We start from the raw sequence: 15,431 nt of genomic DNA on the forward strand, positions 1-15,431 counted from the left end.
ATGTCCTTATGCGCGCGTGGCGATGCGTTCGCCCAACAGCCCGGAGGGGCGGAAAACCAGCACGGCGATCAGCACCAGAAACGCGAACACGTCCTGGTAGTTGCTGCCGAACACGCCGCCGGTCAGCTCGCCGAGATAGCCGGTGCCCAGCGATTCGAACAGGCCCAGCAGCAATCCGCCGAGCATCGCGCCGCGCAGGTTGCCGATGCCGCCGAGCACGGCGGCAGTAAACGCCTTGATGCCGGGCAGAAAGCCCATCGAGAAACCGGCATTGCCGTAGTTGCTGGCCATCATGATGCCGGCGACCGCCGCCAGCGCGCCGCCGAGCGCGAAGGTCAGAACGATGATGCGGTCAGGACTGATGCCCATCAGGCCGGCGACCTGCGGGTTTTCTGCCGTGGCGCGCATGGCGCGGCCGAAACGGCTGTGTTCGACCAGCAGCCAGAGGCCGGCCATCACCGCTACGGCCACCGCCAGCGTGACGATCGCCGTGCCGGTGATCACCGCCGGCGCATGTTCGGCGCTGCCTGCGGTCAGGGCGATGGGCGTCATCGGCAACAGCTGCGGAAACATCAGGGGATTGCGTGACCAGATCAGCATCGCCAGGGTTTGCAACAGCAGCGAGACGCCGATGCCGCTGATCAGCGGGGCCAGGCGCGGTGCATTACGCAACCGGCGATAGGCCAGACGCTCGATCGCCATCGAGGTGATGGCGCAGACCGCCATGGCGAACAGGGCCGCCAGCAGCAGCGTGGCGTAGGGCGATAACGCGGGAAAGTGGTGTTGCAACACGCTTATCGCCGACAGCGCGCTCAGCGCCCCGACCATCAGCACGTCGCCGTGCGCGAAGTTGATGATGCGCAGGATGCCGTACACCATGGTGTAGCCGAGCGCGATCAGCGCATAAATGCTGCCGAGCATCAAACCGTTGACGGTTTGCTGTACCAGCGTATCCATAAGGAGAGTCCGGAGATAATGAGTCAGAGGCTCACAGTAGAGAATTTAAAAAAATTGTAAAATACGGAAAAATACTTTCTTATACAAAAAACGAGTGATTTTAATGCATTGATTTTTATGTATATTGAATCCATTCCTTCAGTGTCGATTTCCCAAAAACAGTCAATATATGAAAAAAACAGAACAGTACGATGAGCCATTGCCGATGCTGCCGAACGATCCGCCGCTGCGCGCCGTGCGGGCGTTCGAGGCCATCGCGCGCCTGGGTGGCATCAGCGCGGCGGCCAACGAGCTGATGATTTCGCCTTCGGCGGTCAGTCATCAACTCAAAACGCTGGAGGCATTTTTGCAGATGCCGTTGACCGAACGGCAGGGGCGCAACCTGGTGCTGCGCAGCGAGGGGCGGGAGTACTACCGTTCGATTCGCTCGGCGTTCAACGTGCTGCGGCAGGCGACCGAACACGTGCGTGAACAATCCGCGTCGCGGCAGGTGACCATCAGCCTGATCCCGCTGTTCGGCATGGGCTGGTTCATTCCGCGGCTGCGCGGTTTTCTGCGCGAAAACCCGGATATCGACATCAATGTGGTCTACGCCAACCACCGCAATTACCTGAGCGACGCCGCCGATCTGTCGATCCGCTTCGGGGTCGGGCAGTGGACCGGCTATCGCAGCGAGAAGCTTATGTCCGGAAAAATGGTGCCGGTGTGCAGCCGGGCATTCAGTAAACTGCACGGTCTGCTCGATACGCCGGATCAGCTGGCGACGCTGCCGCTGCTGCATGACGAGGAGCGCAATACCTGGATGCAATGGTTTCAGCAGGCCGGCGTCAAGCGCCCGCTGCGCAGTATCGGCCCGATGTTCGAGGATGGATTGTTGACGTTGGCGGCGGTGCAGGCGGGGTTAGGGTGCGCGTTGATGCGTGAACCGTTAATCGCCCACTACCTTGAGAGCGGTGAGTTGATCAAAATGTTCGATCTGCCGATCGATGACGGCCGCGATTATTACCTGTGCGCTCGACTGGATAGCGAGCTGTCGCAGGAAGGCGAAAATCTGCGGCAGTGGCTGCGCCGCGAAGCCGATGAGAGCCGGCTCGCGTAACACCGGGCTTAAACAGGGGAGAGCCGGACGTTCATTTCACTTTCCCACGACGCGCGCCACGCCAACAGGAAAGTGATAGGCCCTCCGGGGTGGGCGTTTTTAAACCGTTGCTCACCGGCGATGATTGCTGAAGCTTCAAAGCGCGATACTGTCACTGGCGAAGATGACGGCTATGCTTAACTTGCCGATCACGTGGCGCGACGGCCATAAAGTGACAACAATTCCCACTCTCAGCGCAACGTCAAGGAGCGAGCAGATGTCTGTCGGCAATGATACGGAAACCGTGAATAAGACGGGGCTGGCGCCGCTGGCGTTGGGCGCATTGGGCGTGGTGTTCGGCGATATCGGCACCAGCCCGCTGTACACCCTGAAAACCGTGCTGTTTCTCTCCGGCGACGCGCCTTCGGCGCCGGTGATCCTTGGCCTGCTGTCGCTGATATTCTGGACGCTGATGATCGTCACTTCTCTCAAATACGCCATGTTCGCCATGCGCATCGGCAACCGCGGCGAGGGCGGCATCATGGCGCTGATGTCGCTGCTGGTCAGCAAGCGAAAATCCCGGCCGCTGGTGCTGTTCGCCGGCCTGTTCGGCGCCGCGCTCATTTACGGCGACGGCGCCATCACGCCGGCCATCTCGGTGCTCTCGGCCCTCGAAGGGTTGAACATCGTGCTGCCGGCGTCGCAGCCCTATATTCTGCCGGCGGCGGTGGTGATTTTGCTCAGTCTGTTCGCCATTCAGCCGTTGGGTACCGCGCGCATCGGCCGCGTGTTCGGGCCGATCATGGCGCTGTGGTTCCTGTCTATCGCTGCGTTGGGCGTGTGGGGCATCATCCAGCATCCGGCGGTTTTGCTGGCGCTGAACCCGCTCTACGGCATTCACTTCCTGTTCTCCAACGGACTGACCAGCTTCCTGGTGCTGGGCGGCGTATTTTTGTGCGTCACCGGCGCCGAAGCGCTGTATGCCGATATGGGGCATTTCGGCAAACGGCCGATTTGGCTGGCCTGGTTCGGCATCGTTTTTCCCAGCCTGTTGCTTAACTACGCCGGTCAGGCCGCGCTGATCCTGAGCGGCGCCGATGTCACGCAGAACATCTTCTTCCGTTTATGCCCGCCGGCGCTGCTGATCCCGCTGGTGATCCTGGCCACGCTGGCGACGATTATCGCCAGCCAGGCGATCATCAGCGGTGCGTTTTCCATGACCCGGCAGGCGATCCAACTGGGGTGGCTGCCGCGGCTGCGGGTCAAGCAAACCACCGAGGAAAGTTACGGGCAGATCTACATTGGCGCCATCAACTGGCTGCTGATGGTGGTGACGCTGTTCCTGACCGTGTTCTTTAAATCGTCGGACAATCTGGCCGCCGCCTACGGCATCGCCGTCTCGTTGACCATGATCATGACCACCGGCCTGCTGTTCGTCGCCATGCGCGAGGTGTGGCGCTGGGGGCCGATCGCCAGCCTGTTGATGGCGGGCGGTTTCTTCGTGGTCGATTTGAGCTTCCTGACGGCCAACATGACTAAAGTGCTGCAGGGCGGTTATATCCCGCTGCTGTTGGCCGCCGCGGTCTATACCGTGATGCTGGTCTGGCATCGCGGGGTGCTGGCGGCCGCGCGCACCCTCGGTGAAACGACAGTGCCGGTAGAGGATTTCCTGGAGAAAATCCGCCGCGAATCCGTGCCGCGCGTGCCGGGCACCGCGGTATTCCTGACTCGCAGCCTGCAGGGGACGCCGCCGGTGATGAAATGGCAGGTCAAGCGTAACGGTTCGCTGCACGCCAACGTGCTGGCGCTCACCATTGCCATCGTCAATGAGCCACGGGTCTCGAATGCTGAACGGTTGGTAATGCGCGAGCTGTCGCCGGGCTTTTGGTGCGGCGTGGCCAGCTATGGCTTTATGGAGCGGCCTAACATCCCGCAGCTGTTGCAGCACGTCGAGGCGCAGAAATCCGGTCTGAACTTCGACGAGGCGACCTACTATCTCGGGCACGAGACCGTGGTGCGCCGCGAAGCGAACGACCGGTTGCCATCCTGGCAGCGCAACCTGTTCGCGCTGATGGTGCGCAACGGCATGCACGTCACGGATTATTACTACCTGCCCAGCGATCAGGTGGTGGAGATTAGCCGCCGCGTGCCGGTATAGGGCGCGAAAAAGGCATCGCCGCAATTGCGGCTTGCATCACACAACGCGGTTTGCATTTCATTGCTGGCCGCCATAACCTGACAAGAAACGGATTGTTACTGACGCGATCAGGCAAAACCTAACTTCTCTCCCGGCATCGAACATGGCCGGACGGGCGGTTAGGTTTTTTTTTTGCAAAAAGGAGAAGGGAATGAAACTTGTCGTCGCTAATGACTACCAGGAAATGAGTGAGTTGGCCGCCAGCCTGTTGTTGAGTTACATGCTGCGCCCGCAGCGCGTCAATCTGGCTATCACCGCCGGCTCGACGCCTAAACGGATGTATGAGTTGTTGGCTCCGCGCGTCAAGGGCCACGCGGAATTCGCCAACGCGCATTACTATAATTTCGATGAAATTCCTTACGCCGGCCGATCGGGCTATGGCGTCACCATGGAGAATCTGCACCGTATGTTCTTTGGCCCGGCGGCGATCCCCGAGCGGCAACTGCATGTCTTGAATTCGGACAACTATCTTCAGCACGATCGGCGTATCGCCGAGGATGGCGGGCTGGATGCGATCGTGATGGGCGTCGGAGCCGACGGGCATTTCTGCGGCAATCTGCCGGGCACCACCGCCTTCGAAGACCGCACCTGTCGGGTGCCGGTTTCCGCCAGGCCGGATATGGCGGACATTTTGCTCAAAGAGGTGGGCGGCCGCACTGAATGGTTGCCCGATCATTACGTCACCCTGGGGCCGGCAAGCGTGATGGCCGCCAAAAAGCTGGTGCTGCTCGTCAACGGTTCGCACAAAGCGGACATTTTGCGGCGCATTGTCAGCGGGCCGGTGGAGAGCGGAGTGCCCGCCAGCATTTTGATGCTGCATCCGGACCTGTTGATTATCGCCGATCGGGAGGCCGCGGCGCTGCTGCCTTAAGCGTTCATCCGGCGCGTCTCGCCTCAGAACCAACGGTCATAACCTGCAACCAAAGCGTCTTTCCCTGCGGCGCAGAATCAGGCTAGAGTGCGCTTTTTCATGCACCTGGGGGAATTCCGATGCTGTTCGATTTAAACCAGCAGGCGGCCGAACTGCCCGAAGCCTGGCGCTCTGCCGTGCTGGGCCGCGTCGGTGCGGCCAATATCAAAGTGCTGCGCATGGATGCGCGCAGCATTGCGGATGAAGTGCATGATTACAGCGAAGGGTTGCTGGTGATCAGCGGCCACCTGCGGCTGCAGGTGGCGGGGGAAGAAGTGGTGGTGCGGGCCGGTCAGCTGTATCAGGCCGCGGCCGGCGTGCCGCACCGCGTGTTGCCGGGCAGCGAAGGCACGCTGGTGATTTTCGATCTGCCGGAAGATTAAGCGCTGCCCAGGGCCCTGAGCGCCACGTTCATCGCCGCCAATAACCGCGCTTCTGTGACGCCGTCACGCGCTTGAATCGACAGGCCGTGCAAGAAGACGGCGAAATAGTCTCCCAGGCTGTCGGCGTCGGTGTCGGCCGGCAGTTCGCCGGTTTGCACCGCCTGGCGCAGCCGTTCGACGATCTGCTGCGTGCGCTGCAGCCGGTGCTCTGCCAGCCAGACTTTGAGCCCGTCGTTTTCTGCGCTGACGCTGGCGGCGGAGGAGACCACCATGCAGCCCTGCGGCAGATCCGGCCGGCTATAGAGCCGCACGGCATCTTCCAGCAGGCGTTTGATCGCCGGGCGAATGCCGCTTTCCTGCGCGAAGGCGCGATCGGCAAAGCCGCCTTCCTTGGTTTCGTAACTGGCGATCGCCTCGCGGAACAGCTGCTCTTTGGAGCCGAACGCTTTGTAGATGCGCGCGGAAGCAATACCCAATTCCGCCACCAGATCCGACATCGAGGTGCCTTCGTAACCCTGCCGCCAGAATAAGTTTCGCGCCTTTAAAAGCGCCTGTTCGCGATCGAACTCGCGCGGTCTGCCTGCCATTCGCTGCTCCAATTTACCTGCCATTCAGCGACATAGGATCGCTTAAATCGGCGGGAATACCAATGCCTTTATAAATTTCGCTTGCGGTCGCTGCGCTTTGCTCCTATTGTTTGTCAATCGACAACCAATAGGAGTTTACGATGAAAACCCTCAAAGGTCCAAGCCTGCATCTCGCGCAGTTCAGCGATGAGACAGCGCCGTTCAACAGCCTGCCCGCCATTGCCGAGTGGGCGGCGCAGACCGGTTTTAGCGCGTTGCAGATCCCGGCCTGGGATCGGCGTTTATTCGACGTGGCCACCGCTGCGCAAAGCCAAACCTACTGCGACGATCTGACCGGTATGTTGGCGGAGCATGGGTTGGTGGTCAGCGAACTGACCAGCCATATTTTCGGCCAACTGATGGCGGTGCACCCGGCTTACGATGCGCTGTGCGACAGCTTCGCGCCGCCGGCGCTGCACGGCGATGCCAACGCGCGCGGCGAGTGGGCGCGGCAGCAAATGCTGCTGGCGGTAAAAGCCTCGGCGCGGCTCGGGCTCAGCGAGCTGGGCACCTTTTCCGGTTCACTGGCCTGGCCCTATCTGTTCCCGTTCCCGCAGCGGCCGGAAGGATTGATCGACACTGCGTTCAACGAGCTGGCCAAACGCTGGCTGCCGGTGCTCAACGCCTGCGACGAGCAGGGCATCAACCTGTGCTACGAAATTCACCCGAGTGAAGATCTGCATGACGGCGTGACCTACGAGATGTTCCTTGAGCGCGTTGGCCATCATCCGCGTTGCCGGGTGCTGTTCGATCCGAGCCATATGGTGCTGCAGCAGCTCAACTATCTGGAGTTTATCGATATCTATAAAGAGGTTATCGGCATGTTCCACGTTAAGGACGCCGAGTTCAATCCGACCGGGCGGCAGGGCATTTACGGCGGTTATCAGTCATGGATCGATCGCGCCGGCCGCTTCCGCTCGCTGGGCGACGGTCAGGTCGATTTCAACGGCATTTTTTCCCGTTTGACGCAGTACGGCTATTCGGGCTGGGCGACGCTGGAGTGGGAATGCTGCCTGAAAAATCCGCAGGACGGCGCGCGCGAAGGCGCGGCCTTCATTCGCGATCGCATCATCCATGTCACCGACAAAGTGTTCGACGATTTCGCCGGCGCACCGGTTAACCCACAGCAGATCAATGCCTTGCTCGGCATTCGCTGAGCCAGTCCATCACAGGGAGTCACCCCATGAAACAACAAGAGAACGAGATCCTGTTGCAGGATCTCGGGGCGGAACACGTCTATACCCAGGTCAATGGCCAACGTATCCACTGCGTGATAGCCGGTGAAGGGCGGCCGGTGTTGCTGATCCCCGGCTGGCCGCAAACCTGGTACACCTGGCGCCATGTGATGCGCGCCCTGGCGGCGGCCGGTTTTCAGGCGATCGCCGTCGATCCGCCGGGCATCGGCGATTCGGACAAGCCCGTCGGCGGTTACGACACCGGCAGCATCGGTGCGGCGTTGCACGCGATGATGGCGCAACTGGGCCACGAACGTTACCAACTGGTCGGCCACGACATCGGCATGTGGATCGGTTACGCCATGGCGAGCGATTTCCCGCAGGCGGTGGAGCGCCTGGTGCTGACGGAGGCGGTGATCCCCGGTCTGGCGCCGCCGCCGCCGATTTTCGTCGCGCCGGAGGAGAACATCTTCCTGTGGCATTTCATGTTCAACCAGTTGGCGGATTTGCCGGAGACCCTGACCCAGGGGCGCGAGCGGGAGTATCTTGGCTATATCTTCAACCGCTGGTCCTATCGGCGCGACCGGGTGGCGGCTGAGGTCTATATCACCGCCTATTCGGCGCCGGGCGGCTTGCGCGCCGGATTCGACTATTACCGGGCGATCCCGGAGACCGTTCGCCAGAACCGAGTGCGCGCCGCCACGCCATTGACGATGCCGGTGCTGACCGTGGGGGCGGAACACGCCACCGGCGACGCGCCGCTGACGACGCTGCAGGGCAATGCGCGCGATCTGCGGGGCGAAACGGTCGCCGGCTGCGGCCATTTCATCACCGAGGAGTGTCATGAGGCGTTTATCGCACTGATTACGCCGTTCCTTGCGGGAGAACAGCATGCCGCTTGATGAACGCATCGCCGCCTTTTTGACGGCATCGGCCGATGTGCCGCCACCCGCGTCGCTGGCGGAAATGCGCACGGCCACGGAAACCGGTTTGCGCTTGCTGCAGGGCGAAGCGGCACCGAGCGGCGGCGTCAGGGACTATACGGTGGTCGCCGCCGATGGGCACCGGATTGCGCTGCGCGCTTATCTACCGGCGGGGGAAAGGCGCGCTGCCGCACAACCGGCGATGCTGTTCGCCCACGGCGGCGGCTGGTGCCTCGGTTCGCTGTCGCTGTATGACCAGCCCTGCCAGGCGCTGGCTAACGCAACCGGCCGGGTGATCCTGTCGGTCGACTATCGTCTGGCGCCAGAGTATCCGTTTCCGCAGCCGCTGGAAGATGTCTATCAGGCGCTCTGCTGGGCTGCGCAACAGGCGCCGCAGTTGGGGATCGACGCGCAGCGCTTGGCGGTGGGGGGCGACAGCGCCGGGGGCAATCTGGCGGCGGCGGTCGCGCTGCTGGCGCGGGATCGCGGCGGCCCGCATATCGAGCGTCAGCTGCTGCTGTATCCGGCGCTCAGCCGCGAAATGGCGACGAGGAGCTATCGCGAGTTTGCCGAGGGGCACTTTCTGACGCGCGACGCGATGGTATTTTGTTGGCAGCAGTATCTGGCTCAGCGGCGCGAACCCTACGGCGAACCGCTGCACGCCGCCACGCTGCGCGGGTTACCGCCGGCCACCATTCTGAGCTGCGAATATGATCCGCTGCGCGATGAGGCCGAGGAGTATGCGCAGCGGCTGCGCGAGGCGGGCGTGGCGGTACGCTGCGAACGGTTGCCGGGCATGGTGCATGCCTGCATACACATGCTGGGGTTGACCCCGGCGGCGCGACGGCTGTTCGAGCTGGCTCGCGAGTAAAAAAAAAAGCCCCGCATTGCGGGGCGTTTGGCTATTCATCAGACACGTGATTAACGGCCGGCGACGGTGACGAAGCGGGTTTCCAGATAGGATTCGATCGCTTCGCTGCCGCCTTCGGTGCCGTGACCGGAGTCTTTCACGCCGCCAAACGGCGTTTCCGGCAGGCCAAAACCGATGTGGTTGATGCTCAGCATGCCGCTCTCCACGTCGCGCCCCAGCGCATTGACGGTGGCGATGTTGCGGCTGTAGGCGTAGGCGGCCAGCCCGTACGGCAGGCGGTTGGCTTCGGCGATCGCCTCGTCGTAGGTGGCGAACGGGCGCAGCAGGGCGACCGGGCCAAACGGCTCTTCCGACATGGCGCGTGCGCTCAGCGGCACGTCGCGCAGCACCGTCGGCTCGAAGAAGTTGCCTTTGCCCGCCACGCGTTTGCCGCCGGTGCTGGCCTTCGCCCCGTGGGCGATGGCGTCCTGCACCAGCGCTTCGATATTGTCGACGCTGCGGCTCAGCACCATCGGCCCCATCGTCACGCCGTCTTCCAGCCCGTTGCCGAGCTTGAGCTCACGCACGGCGGCGGTGAATTTCTCCACGAAGGCTTCATAAACGCCTTGCTGGATCAGGAAGCGGGTCGGGGCGATACAGACCTGGCCGGCGTTGCGGAACTTCGACTGCGCCAGCTCTTTGGCTGCCGCGTCGAGATCGGCGTCGTCAAAGATCAGCACCGGCGCGTGGCCGCCCAGCTCCATGGTGGCCTTTTTCATATGCTGGCCGGCCAGCGCCGCCAGATGTTTGCCCACGCGGGTGGAGCCGGTGAAGGAGATCTTGCGAATGGTCGGATGCGGGATCAGGTATTCCGAGATTTCCGCCGGGGTGCCGTACACCAGTGCGATCACCCCGGCTGGGATACCGGCGTCGGCGAAGGCTTTGATCAGCTCTGCCGGTGAGGCCGGGGTTTCTTCCGGACCTTTGACGATGATGGAACAACCCGCCGCCAGCGCGGCGGACAGCTTGCGCACGATCTGGTTAATCGGGAAGTTCCACGGCGTGAAGGCGGCCACCGGGCCGACCGGCAGTTTCAGGGTTTGCTGCTGCACGTCGCGGGCGCGGGACGGAATGATCTGCCCGTAGGTACGGGTGGCTTCGCCGGCGAACCAGTCGATAACGTCGGCGGCGTTGAGAATTTCAATCTTGGCCTGCACCACCGGTTTGCCCTGTTCCTGCGTCATGATGGCGGCGATGGCGTCGGCGCGTTCGCGCAGCAGTGCAGCGGCTTTGCGCATCAGGTTGGCGCGCTGGTGTGCGGCGGTGTTGCGCCAGAGGTTAAATCCGCGCTCGGTGGCGGCCAGCGCCAGATCGAGATCCTCTGTGGCGGCGTGCGCCACCTGACCGATGACCTCGTCGCTGGCGGGGTTGGTGACAGGCAGGGTTTTCCCGGCCAGCGCGTTGCGCCATTGTCCATCGATATACAGTTGAGTATCCGGATACATTGTTGCCTCTTGTTTACGGAGTGGTCAGGGGCCGCTGAGTTTTGCGATGCGGCGCGCCTGAATGGGACAGGGACCTTAACCCTACGCCGAATGGCGGCGATCGTCCAGGCGAGGGGCACGAAAGGACCAGGGCGGCTACTCAATCGGCGATGTTTTGGCTATGCTGAGCAGATTGTCAGCACGGATGAGGAGGTCGGGTGCAAGGGGTTCCACAACAGTTTCCGTTCGAGAAGGATTGCGCGCAGTTCCGGCATTTGTCGCATCTGCCCGGCGTCGAACTCTATCAGGCGCACATTGAGCGCTATGCCTTCGAGCCGCATACCCATGACGCCTTCGCCATCGGCACCGTAGATACCGGAGCCGAGCGTTTTCGCTATCGCGGGGCGCAGCATTTGGCGGCGCCGGGCGCGCTGGTATTGATGAACCCGGACGAGCTGCACACCGGCGAAGCCGAAACGCCGGGCGGTTGGTGTTACCGCATGCTCTATCTGGCGCCCGAGGCGCTGGAGCAGCTGTCCGGCGATCGGAGCCAGTGGTTTACCGAGGCGGTGCGTCACGATCCGCGGGCGGCGCAGCGCCTGTCCGCCATTCTCGCCATGCTGTGGCAAACCGAGGATCTGCTTACGCTCGACGGCCTGCTGCTGGAGGCCGTCGAGTTGCTGCACCCGCATATCCGTACCGGGCAGCGAGAGAAAGCCGAGGCGGCGCACCGTTTCGAGGTGGTGAAAAGCTACCTGCACGATAATTATGCCGAGGCCGTAACCCTCCACCAACTGGCCGATCTGGTCTCGCTCAGCCCGTACCATTTCCAGCGCAAGTTCAAGGCCGAATATCACGTCTCGCCGCAGCAGATGCTGATGGCGATCCGGCTGTCGCAGGCTAAACGCATGCTGGAGCGCGGCATACCCGCCGCACAGGTGGCGGCGGCGGCGGGGCTGACCGATCAGGCACATCTGACGCGCGCGTTCGCTAACCGTTACGGCGTCACGCCGGTGCGTTTCCAGAAACAGGTGAAATTGGGCTAAAACAGCAACCTGCTACAATAATTCCTCCCCGCGTTTTCGTTACTCTGCCGCTGTCTTGTCGGGCGGGTTGGCCGCACCGGCCGTTTGTCGGAGTCGTTATGTTCATTGGCGTTGTGTTTGCCCTGGCCGCCGGGCTGATGTGGGGATTGATTTTCGTCGGCCCGCTGCTGGTACCGGACTATCCCGCCGCGCTGCAGTCCACCGGGCGCTATCTGGCCTTTGGGCTGATTACCTTGCCGCTGGCCTGGTTTGATCGCCGCCGCCTGCGCAAGCTGCGGCGCCAGGATTGGCTGGAAGCGCTCAAGCTGACGGCCATCGGCAATCTGCTGTACTACCTGTGTTTGGCCAGCGCCATTCAGCGCACCGGCGCACCGGTCTCGACCATGATCATCGGCACCTTGCCGGTAGTGATCGCCATTTGCGCCAATCTGTTTTACGGCCGGCACGACGGGCGCCTGGCCTGGGGCAAACTGGCGCCGGCGCTGCTGTTGATCGTCTGTGGATTGGCGTGCGTGAACGTCGCCGAGCTGCGCGGCAATGCGGTATCGATCGACGGCTGGCGCTATCTCAGCGGCCTTGGGCTGGCCGTGTTGGCGGTGGCGTGCTGGACCTGGTTCCCGCTGCGCAATTCACGCTGGCTGCGGGAGAATCCGACGCAGCGGCCGGCCACCTGGGCCACGGCGCAGGGGCTGGTGACGCTGCCGCTGGCGCTGCTGGGCTATCTGGCTGTCTGCGGTCAGCTGGCGCTGAGCGAGCCGGCGTTCGCCTTGCCGTTCGGCCCGCGCCCCGAGGTGTTTATTCCGCTGATGCTGGTTATCGGCGTGTTCTGCTCCTGGCTGGGGGCGCTGTGCTGGAACGAAGCCAGCCAGCGGCTGCCGACGGTGTTGGTGGGGCCGCTCATCGTGTTCGAAATTCTGGCGGGGTTGGCGTATACCTTTCTGCTGCGCCAGGCCTGGCCGCCGTTGCTGACGCTGGCGGGCATCGTCTGTTTGATCGCCGGCGTGGTGTACGCCATGCGCATCAAGCCGCAGCCGGTGGTGGTGGCGCTGGAGGAAAAGCAGGGGTGACGCCCGCCGCAGCGGCGGGCGCGGGGGTTAACGCTTGCTGTGGTGAATGATCTCTTCGGCCACGTTGCGCGGCGCTTCGGCGTAGTGGCTGAATTCCATGGTGTAGGTGGCGCGGCCCTGCGACATCGAACGCAGGGTGGTCGAGTAGCCGAACATCTCGGACAGCGGCACCTTGGCGCGGATTTCCTTGCCGCCGCCGCCCGGGATCTCTTCCATGCCCTGCACCAGACCGCGGCGTGAGGAGAGATCGCCCATCACGTTGCCGGCGTAATCCTCCGGCGTTTCTACCTCCACCGACATGATGGGCTCCAGGATCACCGGATCCGCCAGACGACAGGCTTCCTTGAAGCCGAAGATCGCCGCCATGCGAAACGCCTGTTCCGACGAGTCGACGTCATGGTAAGAACCGAAGGTCAGGTGCACCTTGACGTCCACTACCTGATAACCGGCCAGCACGCCGTTGTTCAGCGCCTCGAGCACGCCTTTTTTCACCGCCGGGATAAACTCGCCGGGAATGACGCCGCCCTTGATTTCATCGAAGAACTCGAAGCCTTTGCCGGGTTCGTTCGGCTCGACGGTCAGCACCACGTGGCCGTATTGCCCTTTACCGCCGGACTGGCGCACGAACTTGCCTTCCACGTCGGCCACCCGTTTGCGGATGGTTTCGCGGTACGACACCTGCGGCTTGCCGGTGGTGGTCTCCACCCCGAATTCGCGGCGCATGCGATCGACGATAATCTCCAGGTGCAGCTCGCCCATGCCGTAGATAAGGGTCTGGCCGGATTCTTCATCGGTGCGCACCCGGAACGACGGATCTTCCGAAGAGAGGCGCTGCAGCGCGATGCCCATTTTCTCCTGGTCGCCCTTGGTTTTCGGCTCGATCGCCTGGGCGATCACCGGCTCGGGGAAGGTCATGCGCTCCAGCGTGATGATGGCGCTGGGATCGCACAGCGTATCGCCGGTGGTGACGTCCTTCAGGCCGACGCAGGCGGCGATGTCGCCGGCGTGCAGCTCGTCGATGTCCTTACGATCGTTGGCGTGCATTTGCACGATCCGGCCGATGCGCTCCTTTTTGCCTTTGATCGGGTTGTAAACGCTGCTGCCTTTGGCCAGTACCCCGGAGTAGACGCGCACGAAGGTCAGCTGGCCGACGAACGGATCGGTCATCAGCTTGAACGCCAGCGCCGAGAACTTTTCGTTGTCATCGGCTTTGCGGGTGATGATTTCATCGTGTTCGCCGTGGCCTTCCATCGGCGGCACATCGAGCGGCGAGGGCATCAGCTCGATCACCGCGTCCAGCATGCGCTGCACCCCTTTGTTGCGGAACGCCGAGCCGCACAGCATCGGCTGGATTTCACCGGCGACGGTGCGCACCCGCAGCCCGTGGACGATCTCCTCTTCGCTCAGGGGCACCTGGTTGAGGTATTTCTCCATCAGTTCTTCCGAGGCTTCGGCGGCGGCCTCAATCATGTTTTCACGCCACTCCTGCGCCGAATCGCGCAGCTCTGCCGGGATCTCTTCGAAGCTGAAGTTCATGCCCTGCGAGGCCTCGTCCCACAGAATGGCCTTCATCCGCACCAGATCCACCACGCCGCTGAAGTGATCTTCGGCGCCGATAGGGATAACGATCGGCACCGGGTTGGCTTTCAGGCGCTCGATCATCATTTTGCGCACGCGGAAAAAATCCGCGCCGATGCGGTCCATCTTGTTGACGAACGCCAGCCGCGGCACCTTGTACTTGTTGGCCTGGCGCCAGACGGTTTCCGACTGCGGCTGCACGCCGCCCACCGAGTCATAGACCATCACGGCGCCGTCCAGCACGCGCATCGAGCGTTCCACTTCAATGGTGAAATCGACGTGCCCGGGGGTATCGATGATATTGATGCGGTGCTGCGGATAGTTATGCTGCATGCCGTTCCAGAAGCAGGTGGTGGCCGCCGAGGTGATGGTGATGCCGCGCTCCTGTTCCTGCGCCATCCAGTCCATGGTCGCCGCGCCGTCATGCACTTCACCCAGCTTGTGGCTGACCCCGGTGTAAAACAGAATCCGCTCGGTGGTGGTGGTCTTGCCGGCATCGATATGCGCGGAGATGCCGATATTGCGGTAACGTTCGATAGGGGTGGTGCGAGCCATAATCAACCTTTCTTAGCCGCGTGAAGGAGAGCGGCTTAAACAGCATGGATAATGGTGATAATCCTCATAGGGTTATCCGCCGGATCGCAGAGCCTTGCTCTGGTCACAAACTAATCGTAGTTGAAGGCGTTGGTTTTTTTAAGCGATGGCTGTGATAGATGAAAGTTTGCGCGCAGGCGAAAAAAAGGCCCGTAACGGGCCTGTTGTCGAGCGGCGCGTTCGCCGCTTATTTGCGTCCCAGCAGGAAGCCGAAAACGATGCCGACCGCCGCCGCAACGGCCACGCCGGCCAGCGGGTTGGCTTCCACCTGCGTTCTTACGCTGTCCGCGGCGTCTCGGGCGGCATAGCTGGCCTGGGAGGCGTATTTGCGCGCCGCGCCGCGCACCTGATGCTCCGGCGAATCAACGGCTTTGCCGAACGCTTCTTCTACCGCGCCTGCGGCTTCATTGGCTTTGTCTTCCGCTTTTCCAAACATGCTGCTCTCCTGTTCCTTGTGGGATAATGAACCCTAAGCCTAGCAGGCAAACGACGTTTTTTGCAGCATTCTGTGCGTTATAAGAGCAATCCGAGCAGAGAAAAGTCTTGCCGGGCGTGCGGTGGCG

General features: G+C 62.3%; 14 protein-coding genes. 9 read left to right on the forward strand and 5 right to left on the reverse strand.

The features are described 5' to 3' along the window. Positions 1 to 6: 6 nt before the first annotated feature. Positions 7 to 957 carry a branched-chain amino acid ABC transporter permease gene (locus AC2CGI_RS06590; RefSeq protein ID WP_021503755.1) on the reverse strand — a complete coding sequence of 317 codons (951 nt, stop codon included), beginning with the start codon at positions 955 to 957 and terminating at the stop codon, positions 7 to 9. A gap of 169 nt (positions 958 to 1,126) precedes the next feature. On the opposite strand from AC2CGI_RS06590, the gene AC2CGI_RS06595 reads away from it, so the two are divergent. From AC2CGI_RS06595 to AC2CGI_RS06610, 4 genes are all read left to right on the forward strand, one after another. Further along, positions 1,127 to 2,056: a LysR substrate-binding domain-containing protein gene (locus AC2CGI_RS06595; RefSeq protein WP_021503754.1), complete on the forward strand. Its 930-nt coding sequence runs from the start codon at positions 1,127 to 1,129 to the stop codon at positions 2,054 to 2,056. A 256-nt stretch (positions 2,057 to 2,312) separates the two neighbouring features. Further along, a complete protein-coding gene (locus tag AC2CGI_RS06600) occupies positions 2,313 to 4,193 on the forward strand; it encodes a potassium transporter Kup (RefSeq protein WP_076741208.1) in 1,881 nt (626 codons plus the stop codon). A 190-nt stretch (positions 4,194 to 4,383) separates the two neighbouring features. Next, entirely contained in the window at positions 4,384 to 5,103 is a 720-nt protein-coding gene (locus AC2CGI_RS06605; protein ID WP_021503752.1) for a glucosamine-6-phosphate deaminase, read from the forward strand. Positions 5,104 to 5,222: 119 nt separating this feature from the next. After that, complete coding sequence (locus AC2CGI_RS06610) at positions 5,223 to 5,525, forward strand: cupin domain-containing protein (protein ID WP_076741209.1); 303 nt, start codon at positions 5,223 to 5,225, stop codon at positions 5,523 to 5,525. Here the strand turns inward: AC2CGI_RS06610 and AC2CGI_RS06615 are convergent. Continuing rightward, a complete protein-coding gene (locus tag AC2CGI_RS06615; protein ID WP_076741210.1) occupies positions 5,522 to 6,112 on the reverse strand; it encodes a TetR/AcrR family transcriptional regulator in 591 nt (196 codons plus the stop codon). The two genes, AC2CGI_RS06610 and AC2CGI_RS06615, sit on opposite strands and share 4 nt — an antisense overlap. Positions 6,113 to 6,252: 140 nt before the next feature. On the opposite strand from AC2CGI_RS06615, the gene AC2CGI_RS06620 reads away from it, so the two are divergent. Genes AC2CGI_RS06620 through AC2CGI_RS06630 form a run of 3 tightly spaced genes read left to right on the forward strand, consistent with a single transcriptional unit; the run spans position 6,253 to position 9,120 of the window. Then, positions 6,253 to 7,308, forward strand: coding sequence for a sugar phosphate isomerase/epimerase family protein (locus AC2CGI_RS06620; protein WP_021503749.1), 1,056 nt, complete (start codon positions 6,253 to 6,255; stop codon positions 7,306 to 7,308). A gap of 26 nt (positions 7,309 to 7,334) precedes the next feature. After that, the gene (locus AC2CGI_RS06625) at positions 7,335 to 8,228 is read left to right on the forward strand and encodes an alpha/beta fold hydrolase (RefSeq protein WP_004938148.1); all 894 of its coding nucleotides are present in this window, start codon (positions 7,335 to 7,337) and stop codon (positions 8,226 to 8,228) included. Further along, positions 8,218 to 9,120, forward strand: coding sequence for an alpha/beta hydrolase (locus AC2CGI_RS06630; protein ID WP_076741211.1), 903 nt, complete (start codon positions 8,218 to 8,220; stop codon positions 9,118 to 9,120). The genes AC2CGI_RS06625 and AC2CGI_RS06630 overlap by 11 nt, the downstream gene beginning before the upstream one ends. Before the next feature lie 50 nt (positions 9,121 to 9,170). On the opposite strand, the gene AC2CGI_RS06635 is transcribed toward AC2CGI_RS06630, so the two are convergent. Next, positions 9,171 to 10,604 carry an NAD-dependent succinate-semialdehyde dehydrogenase gene (locus AC2CGI_RS06635; protein ID WP_484593939.1) on the reverse strand — a complete coding sequence of 478 codons (1,434 nt, stop codon included), beginning with the start codon at positions 10,602 to 10,604 and terminating at the stop codon, positions 9,171 to 9,173. A gap of 197 nt (positions 10,605 to 10,801) precedes the next feature. Here AC2CGI_RS06635 and AC2CGI_RS06640 point away from each other — a divergent pair, with 197 nt between their 5' ends. After that, entirely contained in the window at positions 10,802 to 11,629 is an 828-nt protein-coding gene (locus tag AC2CGI_RS06640; RefSeq protein WP_076741213.1) for an AraC family transcriptional regulator, read from the forward strand. Between the two features lie 98 nt (positions 11,630 to 11,727). Continuing rightward, positions 11,728 to 12,696: a DMT family transporter gene (locus AC2CGI_RS06645; RefSeq protein WP_076741214.1), complete on the forward strand. Its 969-nt coding sequence runs from the start codon at positions 11,728 to 11,730 to the stop codon at positions 12,694 to 12,696. Between the two features lie 27 nt (positions 12,697 to 12,723). Here the strand turns inward: AC2CGI_RS06645 and fusA are convergent, their stop codons facing one another. Together fusA and AC2CGI_RS06655 are read right to left on the reverse strand one after the other, a co-directional pair. Further along, on the reverse strand, positions 12,724 to 14,829 hold the full coding sequence (fusA, locus tag AC2CGI_RS06650; protein ID WP_076741215.1) for an elongation factor G: 2,106 nt from the start codon (positions 14,827 to 14,829) through the stop codon (positions 12,724 to 12,726). A 226-nt stretch (positions 14,830 to 15,055) separates the two neighbouring features. Next, positions 15,056 to 15,304, reverse strand: a complete 249-nt coding sequence (locus tag AC2CGI_RS06655; RefSeq protein ID WP_004938127.1) for a glycine zipper domain-containing protein — start codon at positions 15,302 to 15,304, stop codon at positions 15,056 to 15,058. Positions 15,305 to 15,431 lie beyond the last annotated feature (127 nt).

The sequence above is a fragment of the Serratia sp. LSHTC3 genome (genome assembly GCF_057197125.1).

What these genes read in the sequence shown, in the direction of transcription:
- AC2CGI_RS06625 (WP_004938148.1), top strand. Translation starts at nt 7,335, where the DNA reads ATGAAACAACAAGAGAACGAGATCCTGTTGCAGGATCTCGGGGCGGAA.
- AC2CGI_RS06610 (WP_076741209.1), top strand. Translation starts at nt 5,223, where the DNA reads ATGCTGTTCGATTTAAACCAGCAGGCGGCCGAACTGCCCGAAGCCTGG.
- AC2CGI_RS06645 (WP_076741214.1), top strand. Translation starts at nt 11,728, where the DNA reads ATGTTCATTGGCGTTGTGTTTGCCCTGGCCGCCGGGCTGATGTGGGGA.
- AC2CGI_RS06620 (WP_021503749.1), top strand. Translation starts at nt 6,253, where the DNA reads ATGAAAACCCTCAAAGGTCCAAGCCTGCATCTCGCGCAGTTCAGCGAT.
- AC2CGI_RS06605 (WP_021503752.1), top strand. Translation starts at nt 4,384, where the DNA reads ATGAAACTTGTCGTCGCTAATGACTACCAGGAAATGAGTGAGTTGGCC.
- AC2CGI_RS06590 (WP_021503755.1), bottom strand. Translation starts at nt 957, where the DNA reads ATGGATACGCTGGTACAGCAAACCGTCAACGGTTTGATGCTCGGCAGC.
- AC2CGI_RS06635 (WP_484593939.1), bottom strand. Translation starts at nt 10,604, where the DNA reads ATGTATCCGGATACTCAACTGTATATCGATGGACAATGGCGCAACGCG.
- fusA (WP_076741215.1), bottom strand. Translation starts at nt 14,829, where the DNA reads ATGGCTCGCACCACCCCTATCGAACGTTACCGCAATATCGGCATCTCC.
- AC2CGI_RS06655 (WP_004938127.1), bottom strand. Translation starts at nt 15,304, where the DNA reads ATGTTTGGAAAAGCGGAAGACAAAGCCAATGAAGCCGCAGGCGCGGTA.
- AC2CGI_RS06595 (WP_021503754.1), top strand. Translation starts at nt 1,127, where the DNA reads ATGAAAAAAACAGAACAGTACGATGAGCCATTGCCGATGCTGCCGAAC.
- AC2CGI_RS06600 (WP_076741208.1), top strand. Translation starts at nt 2,313, where the DNA reads ATGTCTGTCGGCAATGATACGGAAACCGTGAATAAGACGGGGCTGGCG.
- AC2CGI_RS06630 (WP_076741211.1), top strand. Translation starts at nt 8,218, where the DNA reads ATGCCGCTTGATGAACGCATCGCCGCCTTTTTGACGGCATCGGCCGAT.
- AC2CGI_RS06615 (WP_076741210.1), bottom strand. Translation starts at nt 6,112, where the DNA reads ATGGCAGGCAGACCGCGCGAGTTCGATCGCGAACAGGCGCTTTTAAAG.